The organism is Faecalibacterium prausnitzii (assembly GCF_049532945.1).
GTDB lineage: Bacteria > Bacillota > Clostridia > Oscillospirales > Ruminococcaceae > Faecalibacterium > Faecalibacterium prausnitzii_N.
The window spans coordinates 71,511-85,292 of sequence record NZ_CP186691.1 but is presented as its reverse complement, the minus strand read 5'-3'; the positions used below and the strand labels follow the sequence as shown (position 1 = coordinate 85,292).

The following is a 13,782-nucleotide window of genomic DNA, read 5'->3' as shown; positions in this document are numbered from 1 at the left end:
CATGGCTGATACGTTACTGAAAGTTGATAACATCAACGTCTATTACGGCAACATCCACGCCGTCAAGGACATCTCCTTCGAGGTGAATCAGGGCGAGATCGTCACCCTGATCGGTGCCAACGGTGCTGGCAAATCCACCACCCTGAAAACCATTTCCGGCCTGCTGAAGCCCAAGACCGGCGACATCCTGTACAAGGGCAGCAGCATCAAGGGCATGCGCGCCCACAAGATCGTGGAAGCGGGCCTTGCCCATGTGCCGGAAGGCCGTCATGTGTTCCTGCACATGACCGTGGAAGAAAATCTGGACATGGGTGCATACACCCAGCCTGCTTCCACCATTGCACCCAACAAGGAAAAGGTGTTTGAGCTGTTCCCCCGCCTGAAGGAGCGCCGCAAGCAGCTGGCCGGTACCATGTCCGGCGGCGAGCAGCAGATGCTGGCTATGGGCCGTGCACTGATGAGCAACGCTTCCATGCTGATGCTGGACGAGCCTTCCATGGGCCTTTCGCCGCTGCTGGTGCAGGAGATCTTCGACATCATCCAGAACGTGCACAAGGAAGGCATGACCATCCTGCTGGTGGAGCAGAACGCACAGATGGCTCTTTCCGTGGCAGACCGTGCCTATGTCCTTGAGACGGGCCGTGTAGTCATGGAGGGCACCGGTGCCGAACTGCTGACCAACGAGCGCGTGCGCAGCGCATATCTGGGCGGCTGAGGCACGGTATATAGAGCAAGCAAAAAGGACTGTCGCGTTCGCGACAGTCCTTTTTTGCTGTGTCTCACTTGATGCAGCTGGAACAGGGCGTATAGCCTGCTTCCACGGCTTCCTGATAGCTGGAGAAGAGGATCTGGTTCTTCTCTGCCGGCAGGTTCGGGCAGGTAGGCAGATGGAACTTTTTGCTGTTCACATTGCCGATGTACGCCTGCTGGGCCGTGCTGGATGCCGCCGGGTCGGTGGGGTTCAGCTCGGCGTCGGTGGCGGTCTTGTCGGTGCGGATGGTGTAGTTCTGGCCGTCCGACCCGATGACGACCGTGCCCTGCAGGTCGGTGCGGTACACATCCACCCCGGCATCCCGCAGGATGCTCAGCGTTTCCTCGTGCGGGTGGCCGTACTTGTTGTTCACGCCGCAGGAGATGATGCCCATTTCCGGCAGCACCGCGTTCAGGAAGAGGTAGCTGGTGGAGGTGCTGGAACCGTGGTGGCCCACCTGCAGCACATCGGCCCTGAGGTTCGCGCCGCTGTTCACAAGGTCGGTCTCCGCAGTCTTTTCCATGTCGCCGGTCAGCAGGAAGCTGGTGGCACCATAATCTACCCGCAGGACGATCGAGGTGTCGTTCGTCTCACTGTATTGTGCCACCGGGCCCAGCATCGTCACCGTTGCATTGCCCAGCTGCCAGACGGTGCCCACGGCGGGCACCTCTACCTGCAGGCCCTGCTGTTGGGTGTACTTGACAAAATCCTGAAAGCACTTGGTGGAGGCATCGGCCACCGGGCTGTACACATGGTACGCCGGGAAGTAGGCCAGTGCGGCAGCCAAGCCGCCTACATGATCCTCGTGTGCGTGGGAGCAGAAGACGTATTGCAGCTCTTCTACGCCCTGCTTCTGCAAATAGCTGACCACCATGCTGCCGTCGTCCACATTGCCGCCGTCGTAGAGCATGAACTGTCCGTCGCATTCCACCAGCACACTCAGCGCCTGGCCCACGTCGAGAAAGTGCATCCGGAAGCTGTCGGCGGTCTGCACCCCGCTGGATGCCGGGTTCGGGATCACATCGGCGCTGCCGCCCGGAAGGACGGATGCCCCGTCACAGGCCGCAAGGCCCAGGGCCAGCGCAGCGGCTAACGCAAGTGCGGCCAGCCGCCGGAAAGGCTTTCGCCAGAAACTTACTTTTTCCGATTTGTATTTTTCCACGTTGTGTTCTCTTTCTGTTGATCGTTTTTTGGCTTATGGCCGGGGGCAGAGCGGGGCGCAAAGCGTGCGCCGGGGCTGGGCTGACGTCCGCCCGCACTGCGGTTCGCCGGGGCGGCATGGCCCTGCGGACGGCCCTTGCCCTTGCCGTTGGGGCGGACGGTGTAGGTGCCGTCATTGTGGATCGTCACATCGGCGGCTTCGGCCCGGCGGGCAGAGCGCTGCACGGCGCGGCGGCCTACGGCGGGCACCAGCAGGGGGATCAGGTCCTCCCGGTGGGTCATCTTCAGCGCCTTGACTACCTTCTCGGCGTTGCGAGGCTCGTAGTATTGCAGCAGCGCCCGCTGCAGCGCCTTGCCCTCGGGGGTCTTTTCCACAAACACCGGCTTCAGGGTGTAGGGGTCAAGGCCGGTGTAGAACATGCAGGTGCTCACAGTGCCGGGGGTGGGGTAAAAATCCTGCACCTGTTCCGGGCGCATGTGGTTTTTGTAAAGATATTCTGCCAGATAGACCGCATCCTTGAGGGTGCTGCCCGGGTGACTGGACATCAGATAGGGCACCAGATACTGCTTTTTGCCGGCCTTTTTGCTCAGCTCATAGAATTTATCCTTGAACTTGTTGAAGGTCTCGATGGGCGGCTTGCCCATGTAGGCCAGCGTGTTGGGAGCACAGTGCTCCGGAGCCACCTTCAGTTGGCCGGACACATGGTACTCTACCAGTTCCTTGAAGAAGGTGTCGTCCGGGTCGGCCATCAGGTAGTCGAACCGGATACCGCTGCGGATGAACACCTTTTTCACGCCCGGCAGCTCCCGCACCCGGCGCAGGATCTTCAGGTAGTCGCTGTGGTCCACGATCATGTGGGAGCAGGTGGTGGGGGCAAGACAGTGCTTGCCGCCGGTGCACATGCCCCGCAGCATCTGCTCCCGGCAGGAGGGAAAGCGGAAGTTTGCGGTGGGGCCGCCCACATCGTGGATGTAGCCCTTGAAATCCGGCTCGTGGGTCATGCGCTCGGCTTCTGCCACGATGCTGTCCGCGCTGCGGCTGGTGACACGGCGGCCCTGATGCAGCTGGATGGCGCAGAAGTTGCAGCCGCCAAAGCAGCCACGGTTCTGGATGATGGAGAACTGCACCTCACGGATGGCGGGCACGCCGCCCATGCTCTCGTAGATGGGGTGGTAACGGCGGGTGTAGGGCAGAGCGTAGACCTTATCCAGCTCCCCGCGCACCAGCGGCTTTGCGGGGATGTTCTGCACCAGATACTTTTCGCTCTGCTTCTGCACGATGATCTGGCCGCTGACCACATCCTGATTGTCCATCTGGATGCGGCAGGCCTTGGCATACGCCGTCTTATCCGACGCCACCTTTTTAAAGCCTGCGCACTCCACGTAGCGCTCGGGCAAATGGTCGAAGTCGGTCATGTAACAGGTGCCGTCCACGTCCGTGATGCTCTCCACCGGTTCCCCGGCGGCAAGGCGGCGGGCGATCTCCACGGTCTGGTGCTCGCCCATGCCAAAGCTGATGATGTCCGCGCCGGAATCCTCGGCGATGCTGGGCAGCACGGTGTCCAGCCAGTAGTCATAGTGGGCAAAGCGGCGCAGGGACGCCTCCAGACCGCCCAGAATCACCGGCAGGTCGGGATAGGCCTGCTTGGCAAGGCGGGTGTACACGGTGGCGCTGCGGTCCGGGCGTGCGCCGCCCTTGCCGCCGGGGGAGTATTCGTCCTCGGCGCGGGGGATCTTTGCCACGGAATAGTGGCTGACCATGCTGTCCACGTTGCCGCCGCCGATGAAGAAGCCGTACTTCGGCTTGCCGAACCGCTTGAAGTCCTCGCAGTCGGTGTAACGTGGCTGGGCCAGCACGCCGATCTTATAGCCCTCGGCTTCCAGCAGACGGCTGATGATGGCAGTGCCAAAGCTGGGGTGGTCCACATAGGCGTCGCCGCCCACCACCACAAAGTCCAGCTGCTCCCACCCGCGGGCCTCCATATCGGCCCGGCTGATGGGAAGAAATTCGGTGTAGATCTGTTGCATTTTTCTCCTCAATCGTTACTTTCTTGGCCCTAAAAATTTGTCACCATTCAGATGGATCATATGGTCTGGCATATCTGCCAGCCAAACTTCCGTCTCCCATGCAAGGGATTCTGAAAATTTCTTGTAAGTCTTGAAATCTAAAAAGGCAGTCACATAAATCTTGCCGGATGTAACATTTTTTGTCATTTCCTCCAGTTCTTTTATCCGCCTTGGTTCCATTGGACCCACCGACGTGACAGCCTCTACAAAATAAAGCCAATCCTTCTCCGCTGAATATAGGATCACATCTGGCATTTTGTCATGTACGGAAATGTCAAATCCCAATTTCTGAAGTGCATCTGTTTCTTTTATCAAATCCTTCTTTGTTGTATCTCCCAGATAAAGGCACTCTGAACTTGGTGCAAAACGAGGTGCAAATTCCTCAAGAATTGCCTTCTGAAGCTGATTGTGTTTTCCTGCCGATAAGGTAAAATCTTTTCCGTTGATTTTTACAGGCATTTTTCTCATGGCTTTTTTAGCTGCATACAGTGAGATCAGCGTTTCATGATTTTGCAAAAAATGACTCAGTTCTTGTTCCCATTGGTCGCTATGATAGCTCTGAACAAGTTTTAACATTTCATTTGTCAAACGATATCTATAATTCGGACTGTTGGTCGCTTTTCCATTGTCCTCAATAAATGCAGCATTTCGAAAATGGTGCATTGCCTGTTTTCGAAATGTCTCTCGACTATTTTCTGCGTAGGTCGCTGGATAATTCTTGCTTATAAATGCAATCACATCATGGATTCGTATCCATTCATTCGTTGCAAATTTCCATTCTTGATCTTTCGTCAATCCGGCCATTGCAAGGAGCGTATAACAACACATGTCGTTTTTCTGCGCTTTTGGAACTTTCAGTGCCGTTAAAATATCTCGGACTTCTTCTAGTTTCTTCATAGATAATTCTCCAAAATCTTATCACAGACGGCTTCCGACATATCATGACTTTTCAACAGATCTCTTCCCATGGATTCAATAATATCAATGGGTGGGACGGGCATCGAATTTACTTCTGTAGAGTTTACCTGTGTGGAACCGTTTAGGATTCGATAGTATACATCATAGAGCGTAGAGTTGAAGAGTACATATAATCCATATACAGTACATTCGGAAAGTTCCCGAATTCCACTGATGAAATTTATTTTATTTTGTGTACTGATTCTATTGTACGCCGGGTTTTTCCTGGCTAAATATACGCCGCATTGCAATCTTCGACATTCTTCCTTGGATGTGAAACGCTTAACAAAAAGGTAATTTGTGTTTTTTTGCAACAGCCCTGTTTGACCCGTTACAAGAAATTCGTTTTCTTTTCCAATCGGGAACAGAACTTTTCCATTTTGAATATGCTGCGCATAAAAGAGTGGAACGGCACCTTCTTCTTCGCGGTCACGCAGAGATTCTCGATTGCGAAAATCTACCGTTAGTCCGGTTTTCATTTTTAGTCCGATTTGAGGCAAAGTGTTTTTCCAACAATTTAATTTTTGGAGGATAGTGGCTTCTTCATTGTTCGTGACCAGGTATACATAATTTTCTGCGCCTTTGACAACCGTTTCATATGGAGCTTCATATATTGTTTTCGCTTCAAAATCTGAATTGCTCTTTGTTGTTGTTATTAAAATGTGCTTCGGTCTATCCATTGTTTTTTTTGCCTTGAAAATCATCGTTTCCTGCAAGACGCTTTCGATTTCAAAGACTTTGTCACGACTTTCGAATAAATGAATGTGTTCCAGCACCATTTCTCCGAAAAACTTTTTTCTAAAACGTCCAAAGTATGCACCGGATGTCCATGAGCGAGGAACGATATACACCATCTCTCCGTTTTCTTTCAAATCAAATGCACTCATAGCTGCAAACAGGAAATACAAATTAGGCGCGCCATAGCATACATCTTTCATTGCAGAAGCCTCTGGTGCATCTTTGAGCAATTTTATATAAGGTGGATTTCCAATTACAAAATCATATTTTTGAGGATTTAAGTTTGCACCCAATGTCTCATTATAATCCTCTGCTTGACTTAGAATGTAATTTTCTGGTCGTATCTCATACACTACTTTTTTAGATGTGTGATTTTTTATCCATTCTAAATTCTGTTGCAGAAGTTCAATAATATCTTGATTGTTCTCATAGCATGTTAAATATACTTCTTCTATCGTTGGCTTTTTGTTTAATTCGTCCATTACTGCGGCTGTCAGCAATCCCGTTCCCGCACCCGGATCAAGAATGGAGATTGTTTTTTTTTCACAAGAGACATCCAATAGCCTTGCCATAAAGACCGCTGTTTCCTTACTTGTGAAAAATTGTCCGCACTTTTTCCGTTGTGATTTCGGCATCTGTTCGATGTACTTTCTTGTCGTTGTCACAACAAAATCAATTGCATCCATAAATCGTATACTCCATGCTTCTATAAGTTTTTAATGAAACTCATTCATCCGGCTGGTTCATCTGCATTTCCAGCCACTGCTGGCGGCTGATAAGCACAGCGCGGGGCTTGGCGCCCTCGTAGGGTCCGATGATGCCTTTTTGTTCCATCTCGTCCATGATACGGGCCGCGCGGGCGTAGCCCAGCTTGCAGCGGCGCTGCAGCAGGCTGGTGGAGGCCTGACCGGCATCGATGACCACCTCCACGGCCTGCTTGAACATCGGGTCGCTGCCGGTCTCCTCGTCGGCATCGGCAGAGGATGCGCCTTTTTTGCCGTCCTGAATGGCGTGCTTTTCCATGGCTTCGATCATGGCTTCGTCATACTGCACGGTGCCGCTCTGCTTGATGAAGTCCAGCACACGGCTGATCTCCTCATCCCGCACGAAAGTGCCCTGAATACGGGTAGGCTTGGGCGCACCCACGGGCATGAACAGCATATCACCCATGCCCAGCAGCTTTTCGGCACCGGAGCCGTCCAGAATAGTGCGGCTGTCCACCTGACTGGACACTGCAAATGCGATGCGGCTGGGGATGTTGGCCTTGATCAGGCCGGTGATCACGTCCACGCTGGGGCGCTGGGTGGCTACGATCAGGTGCATACCGGCGGCGCGGGCCTTCTGGGCGATGCGGCAGATGGAGTCCTCCACATCCTTGCCCACCACCATCATCAGATCGGCCAGCTCGTCGATGATAATGGCGATGTATGGCATCTTTTCCAGATCAGGCCGTTCTGCGGCCAGCTTGTTGAAAGACTTGATGTCGCGCACATTGTTCTCTGCAAACAGATGATAGCGGCGCTCCATCTCCTGCACCGCACTGCCAAGGGCACCTGCGGCCTTTTTCGGCTCGGTGACCACCGGCATCAGCAGGTGGGGAATGCCGTTGTACTCGGCCAGCTCCACCACCTTGGGGTCGATCAGCAGCAGCTTCACGTCCTCCGGGCTGGAGCGGAACAGCAGGCTCATGATGATGCTGTTCACGCACACGGATTTACCGCTGCCGGTGCTGCCTGCAATGAGCAGATGGGGCATCTTGCACAGGTCTGCCACCTGTGCCACACCGGCAATGTCTTTACCAAGCGCAATGCCCAGAGGTGAGGTCATGCGCAAAAAGCTCTGACTCTCGAACACGCTGCGGATATACACCGGGGTCTTTTTGTGGTTGGGCACCTCAATGCCCACGGCAGGCTTGCCGGGGATGGGTGCTTCCATACGCACGTCCGCCACCGCAAGGTTCAGGGCGATATCGTCTGCCAGCGAGGTGATGCGGCTGATCTTGACACCCGCCATGGGCTGCACTTCGTACCGGGTGACGGAGGGGCCCCGGGAGATATCCAGCACACGGGTGCGCACGCCAAAGCTTTCCAGCGTATCCACCAGCTTCTGGGCGTTGGCTTTCAGCTCTTCCTGTGCGTTGGGGTCGCTCTCCTCCGGGGCCTTTTCGAACAGGTCGATGCCGGGGTACTGGTACTGATAGCTCTCCTCAGGCTCCGGCTCCTCGGCCGGGGCGGTGGCTGCCTGCTGCTCGCCGACGGCGGGCTTTTCCATGGCAGCGGCTACCAGCGTGTTGATGTCTTTTTCCTCCACTGGCTCGCTGGTGATGCTGATCCAGCCGTCATCGTCCGGGGCAGAGCGCATGGCCATCACGTTGTCGGCCATGACCCGCACCGGCACGGAGGGCTCGTCGGTGGTGGGCAGGGTCGGTGTCTGGAAGGCTCCGCTGCCGTCGAACGCAGGAGCTTCGGCGGGGTCTTCGTCCACCGGCTGGGCCGGGATGCCGGGCGTTACCACCGGGGCCGGTGCTTCGGGGGCCGCCGGGGCCTCCGGTTTTGCAAAGAAGTCTTCGGCTGCTGTCTCGATGGCATCGGGCACCACCGGCTTCACGATGGGCCGGGGCGCGGGCTTGTGAAGCGGGTCCTGCCCGAAGGTGCCGCCGGGCCCGACGATGAAGGGCTCGATGGGCTCACTGCCGCCTTCAACGACGGGGGTGCTATCCGGTCCAAGGTCGATGTCAAACGAGGCGCGGGGATGGGGCGTGCCCACCTGCACCGGCGTAAAGGCCGGGGCCTCCTGCGGCTCTGCCGGGGCAGGCGCGGGGGAGGGGGCAGGTGCTTCGTAGCCGAGAGAGTCGTCCACCGGTTCGGGCGCGGCTTCGCCTTCCAGCTCTTCGGTCACCTTGTGGCCCCAGCTGAAAATGCCGGACAGCCAGCCCGGCGCTGCAAAGCCGCCCTCCTCGTCCTCTTCGCCGCAAAGGTCCGGCTCGTCTCCGGCTTCCAGCGCCGCCGCTTCCTCCTCGGCCTGGCGGGCGGCCTGCCGCTCGGCGCGGCGGGCTGCATTCTGCTCGTAGACGGCCACGCCCTTTTCGTGGGCGCTGCCGCCCAGTTCACATATCCACTGCCACAGTTCGGCGGGGGTGATATCAAAAATGTACAGGCTGACACACAGTGCCAGCACCACCATCACGAGATTCGCCGCCGGACGCCCGCAGAGCAGCAGCAGATTGCCGCCCAGCAGGGCACCGATGGCACCGCCGCCCAGCCAGGCATGGACGCCGTTCTGATAGCACTCCGCTACCATGCGGGCCGCCGGGATGTCGGCGGGGATCTCGGAAAAGACGATGACGGTGCCGCTGGCAAACACCAGCCCCAGTATCAGCTTGAACATCTGGCCGATGAGGTCTTCGCCCCGTGTGTAGAGGATGGCCAGATAGCAGATCGCTGCGCCCAGCACAAAGCTGCCACAGCCAAAAAGTCCGAACAGCACATCGTGCAGGGCCTTCCAGACCGAGCTGCCCTCCACAAAGGCCAGCACCACCAGCAAAAGGCCTGCAAACAGGGTGCCAAGCCCTGCGGGCATCCGCTCCTGTGCCCGGCTCTTTCTCCGCGCAGGTGCGCGTCTTGCGGTCGTTTTTCGTTTTTTCTTTGCCATCTTTCGTTGCAACCCTGTCTCTTTCTCCCATAGTATTCGATTCTTTCATTTTATCACGACCTATGGAAAATAGCAACGAAAACCCGCTCAGCGTTCGATCTCCCGGTACAGCCACGCCAGCGCATCCGAAAGCCCGCCCAGCTCATCAATGAGCTTTTCCTTCACAGCCCGGCGTCCATCCAGCACAGTGCCCATGTCCATCACCAGCTCGCCGGTGTGGAGCATCAGGTCGGTGTAGCGTTTTTCGGTCATGCCGCTGTGGGCCGCTACGAAGCCGGTGATGCGCTGCTGCATCTGCTCAAAGCTGCGCATGGTCTGCGGCACCCCCAGAATGACGCCGGAATGCCGCACCGGGTGCACGGTCATGGTGGCTGTTGGCACGATGAAGCTGCGCCGGGCGCTGACGGCAAGCGGGATACCGATGGAGTGCCCGCCGCCCAGCACAAGCGTTGCACTGGGTTTGGACACGCTGGCGATCAGCTCCGCCAGCGCAAGGCCCGCTTCCACATCGCCGCCCACGGTGTTCAGGATGACCAGCAGGCCCTCCACCGCCGGGTCCTCCTGCGCGGCCACCAGCTGCGGGATGACATGCTCATACTTCGTGGTCTTCTGGCCCTGCGGCGCTTCCGAATGGCCTTCGATCTGGCCGATGACGGTCAGGCAGTGGATGGCGTGGGGGCCTTTGGTGCGGTAGACGCTGCCCAGATCCTCGATCTCTTCTTTTTCCAGCCGCTGCTCTTCCACCGGGGTGTTTTTTTCGTTCTGCTCTGCCATAAGCCCCTCCTGCTCTGTTTTTTTCAGGGTTCCCGGCGGGTCAAATGATTATGCGGCGGTTAAGATTTCTTAACTTTTGAAAAAATTGCTCCATTTTATTTGACATTCTCCACATCCGCTGTATACTTTAGATAATGAATAAGATTGACAAAGATGTATCATTATTGTGCAAAACTCTTTGAATCTGCCGGAGCGCCACGGTAGGCGCAGAGGACCGGCATCGAATGGATGAAAGGAGAACCACCTATGAACACCCCTGGTAAAGCATCTCTGCCGGTGATCAAACGCCTGCCCAAGTACTACCGCTTTCTGCGGACTTTGAAGAACGACGGCATCAACAGCATTTCTTCCCGCGAGCTGGCTGCTCAGATGGGCACCACCGCTTCGCAGGTACGGCAGGACTTCAACTGCATCGGCGATGTGAATGGCCGGCAGGGCATCGGCTACTCGGTGGAAAACCTGCTCTCCATTCTGGAAGGCCTGCTGTTCGGCAACGGCGACCGCCTGCCCACCATCCTGATCGGCTGCGGTCGTCTGGGCAAGGCAGTGAGCCGCTTTATCACCACCGATACCAACGGCTATAAGCTCATTGCCGCCTTCGACAACTCGTCGGACGAAGTGGGCAAGGAGATCAGCGGCATCCAGATCCGCCATATCGACGAGCTGGAGAGCTTCTGCGCAGAGCACAAGCCCGAAGTGGCGGTTCTCTGTGTGCCCCGCGACGGTGCGGAACAGGTCAGCGGCCGTCTGGTGGATCTGGGCATCGAGGGCTTCTGGAACTTCTCCCACTATGACCTCTCTGTGCCGTATCCCGATGTGGTGGTGGAGAACGTCCATCTGGGCGACAGCCTGATGAGCCTTGGCTACCGCCTGCGCAATCAGGACTGATGTTCCGGTTTCGTCGTTGTTACTATATAGTATAATATGATAAAGCAATCCTCCCATCACAGCGAAGCCCGCTCGCTTCCCATCGTTTGGGCTTTGCTCATTCCGTAGAAAGCTGACCGGCTTGCCAATGGCTCTCCCTTTGGGAGAGCTGGCATCGCGTAGCGATGACTGAGAGGGTTGCTTTTTATGAGGAGACCTTCATGGCAAAACTGTATTTCCGCTACGGCGCAATGAACAGCGGCAAAAGCACCGCCCTGATGCAGGTAGCCCACAACTACGAAGAACAGGGGATGCGGGTGCTGATCCTCAAGCCACAGGTGGACACCAAGGGCGGCGGTGAGCTGGTGAGCCGTCTGGGCGTGCGCCGCAAGGCTGATCTGCTGATCCCGCCGGAGACGGACGTGTTCGAGGCCGTCCGCGCCGCCAGCCAGACCCAGAAGCTGGCCTGCGTGCTGTGCGACGAGAGCCAGTTTTTCACTGCGCAGCAGGCAGAACAGCTGTTCATGGTCACGGTGGATTTGAACATTCCGGTGATCTGCTACGGCCTGCGGGCAGATTTTTCGCTTAAGGGCTTTCCCGGCTCTACCCGCCTGCTGGAGCTGGCCCACACCATCGAGGAGATGAAGACTATCTGCACCTGCGGCCGCAAGGCCATCTGCAACTGCCGCAGAGTGAACGGCAGATTCGTCTTTGAGGGCGAGCAGGTGGCCATCGATCTGGAAAACGATGTGCAGTACGTGAGCATGTGCCCCCAGTGCTACTTCCGCGAGCGCCGCGCCTTCTACGCCCGCCGGGCCGCGAAATAAAAAAGCGGAGCTTTTCCCGGAAGAAGCATTGCGCTGCGTTCATTTTGCGGCCGTATTCCCCAAAAAACAGAAAAATTTTTTCAGCGCTGCCCCGCCGGGCGGCGCTTTTTTCTGCCCGGAACAGACCGTTTCCGACAGGGTGATATATCAGTTGTATCCAACTTCGCGCGTTTATTGCTCTATTGATATATCAGTTGACAAATCGGTGGAATCGTCAACGATTTCACTGATTGCATCCAACAAAACCACGCAAATTTCCCGATTGGTTACAAAAATATTGCAATTTTAGGAGGTTTCTCCGACGCCTTGCTCCAATTTCTATGCAATCTGTTGAAGTATACATGTTGCACAGTTTTTTCGCTCAAGTTTATTCATTTCGGCAAGGACGTCAAAACCGCGCCAAACACGAGCGCAATATTTGTTCGTTTTTTGCACGCTTCTCTTCAATTTACATCTTTCTTTTTGTGGTATCTTTTGTTATCATAATTGTATACAACGAGCCTTTGGCAGATAAGGCCGCAGAGCACATGTTTTCTATTTATTAGGAGGAGAACAAAAATGAGCAAGGCAATTTCTCGTCGTGATTTCATGAAGGTCACCGGCGCTGTGGGCGCTGCCGGCCTTCTGGCTGCCTGCGGCGGCAGCTCCAACTCCACCGCAGCTTCCACCGCTTCTTCCGCAGCAGAAGCAGCTTCCGTGGCTGGCCTGAGCAGCGATCCTGTCACCCTGACCATCAGCTGGTGGGGCGGCGAGTCTCGTCACAACGCTTACCAGGAGGCCCTGAAGGCTTTCTCCGCAGCAAACAGCAACATCACCATCGAGCCCACCTTCGCCGCATGGTCCGGCTGGGAGGACACCATGTCCACCAAGTTTGCCGGCGGCGTGGCTGAGGACGTCTGCCAGATCAACTGGAACTGGCTGTACAACTACTCTGCAAACGGCCAGACCTTCATCGACCTGAACAGCGTCACCGATTATCTGGACCTGTCTCAGTGGGATGATGCCAAGCTGGCAGCCTGCAACGTTGCCAATGCCCAGCAGTGCGTGCCCGTTTCCATGACCGGCCGTATCTTCTTCTGGAACATGACCACCTTCAACAAGGCTGGCATCACCGAAGTTCCCAAGTCTCTGGATGATCTGATGGCTGCCGGCAAGGCATTCAAGGAGAAGCTGGGCGACGATTACTACCCCATGCATCTGGGCGCATACGACCGTATGATCCTGATGGTGTTCTACCTCGAGTCCAAGTACGGCAAGGACTGGGCTGACCCCGTCACCTCTACCCTGAACTACACCGAGGACGAGATCGCTGAGGGCATCGACTTCATCAAGAGCCTGGTGGATGGCCACGTCATCATGCCGCTGCCCACCTACTACGGTGCAAACGGCGACAACGCTGCACACCAGTCCAACGAGTGGATCACCGGTAAGATCGCAGGCATCTTCGAGTGGGATTCCGCTGCTTCCAAGTACTCCTCCGCTCTGGATGATGCCAACAAGGACGGCTTCACCGTTGGCGAAGAGATCAAGTTCGGCGACAACAACGGCGGCTTCTCCAAGGTCTCCATGGGTCTGGCCATCACCAAGACCAGCAAGTGCCTTGCCGAGGCTGCTACCCTGATCAACTTCCTGCTGAACGAGGAGAAGGGCGCTTCCATCATGGGTTCCGAGTGCGGCATCCCCGCTTCCAAGGCTGGTCTGGCTGCTGCTCAGGCTGCCGGCGCTGTCAAGGATCTGGTTGCTGAGGCAAACGCCAAGGTCATGGCCTTCACCACCAACAAGCTGGATCCCCTGTTCGAGAACAACGACCTGAAAGCTTCCGGCACCGGCATCTATCAGGAAGTGTTCGACACCGTTGACTACGACGGCGTTTCCGGTGCAGACGTTGTTGACACCCTGCTGGACGGCATGTCCGCTGTTGGTTACACTGTCTGATCGCTTCAGACTCTGACCTGAGTTCTTACATACGAGGGGCATCGACCACTCGGC

10 protein-coding genes are annotated in these 13,782 nt (G+C 56.2%); 4 read left to right on the top strand and 6 right to left on the bottom strand.

What is annotated here, in order from left to right; translation table 11 throughout:
* Position 1 precedes the first annotated feature (1 nt).
* Positions 2-715 (top strand): ABC transporter ATP-binding protein, encoded by a 714-nt coding sequence (locus tag ACNQFG_RS00370; protein ID WP_294648329.1) that lies wholly within the window; start codon positions 2-4, stop codon positions 713-715.
* Between the two features lie 64 nt (positions 716-779).
* On the opposite strand, the gene ACNQFG_RS00365 is transcribed toward ACNQFG_RS00370, so the two are convergent.
* From ACNQFG_RS00365 to ACNQFG_RS00340, 6 genes are all read right to left on the bottom strand, one after another.
* The gene (locus ACNQFG_RS00365; protein WP_423405605.1) at positions 780-1,913 is read right to left on the bottom strand and encodes a ComEC/Rec2 family competence protein; all 1,134 of its coding nucleotides are present in this window, start codon (positions 1,911-1,913) and stop codon (positions 780-782) included.
* A complete protein-coding gene (locus ACNQFG_RS00360; RefSeq protein WP_423405604.1) occupies positions 1,886-3,940 on the bottom strand; it encodes a YgiQ family radical SAM protein in 2,055 nt (684 codons plus the stop codon). Before ACNQFG_RS00360 ends, ACNQFG_RS00365 begins: the two co-directional genes overlap by 28 nt.
* A gap of 15 nt (positions 3,941-3,955) precedes the next feature.
* Positions 3,956-4,876: a BsuBI/PstI family type II restriction endonuclease gene (locus ACNQFG_RS00355; RefSeq protein ID WP_423405603.1), complete on the bottom strand. Its 921-nt coding sequence runs from the start codon at positions 4,874-4,876 to the stop codon at positions 3,956-3,958.
* The gene (locus ACNQFG_RS00350) at positions 4,873-6,360 is read right to left on the bottom strand and encodes an Eco57I restriction-modification methylase domain-containing protein (RefSeq protein ID WP_423405602.1); all 1,488 of its coding nucleotides are present in this window, start codon (positions 6,358-6,360) and stop codon (positions 4,873-4,875) included. The genes ACNQFG_RS00355 and ACNQFG_RS00350 overlap by 4 nt, the downstream gene beginning before the upstream one ends.
* A gap of 40 nt (positions 6,361-6,400) precedes the next feature.
* Positions 6,401-9,325, bottom strand: a complete 2,925-nt coding sequence (locus ACNQFG_RS00345; protein WP_423405601.1) for a DNA translocase FtsK — start codon at positions 9,323-9,325, stop codon at positions 6,401-6,403.
* Positions 9,326-9,412: 87 nt separating this feature from the next.
* Positions 9,413-10,099 carry a ClpP family protease gene (locus ACNQFG_RS00340; protein WP_423405600.1) on the bottom strand — a complete coding sequence of 229 codons (687 nt, stop codon included), beginning with the start codon at positions 10,097-10,099 and terminating at the stop codon, positions 9,413-9,415.
* Between the two features lie 246 nt (positions 10,100-10,345).
* On the opposite strand from ACNQFG_RS00340, the gene ACNQFG_RS00335 reads away from it, so the two are divergent.
* From ACNQFG_RS00335 to ACNQFG_RS00325, 3 genes are all read left to right on the top strand, one after another.
* Positions 10,346-10,987, top strand: coding sequence for a redox-sensing transcriptional repressor Rex (locus ACNQFG_RS00335; protein ID WP_423405599.1), 642 nt, complete (start codon positions 10,346-10,348; stop codon positions 10,985-10,987).
* A gap of 200 nt (positions 10,988-11,187) precedes the next feature.
* Entirely contained in the window at positions 11,188-11,793 is a 606-nt protein-coding gene (locus tag ACNQFG_RS00330; RefSeq protein WP_423405598.1) for a thymidine kinase, read from the top strand.
* 558 nt (positions 11,794-12,351) lie between these two features.
* Positions 12,352-13,728: an ABC transporter substrate-binding protein gene (locus ACNQFG_RS00325; RefSeq protein ID WP_423405597.1), complete on the top strand. Its 1,377-nt coding sequence runs from the start codon at positions 12,352-12,354 to the stop codon at positions 13,726-13,728.
* Positions 13,729-13,782: the final 54 nt, after the last annotated feature.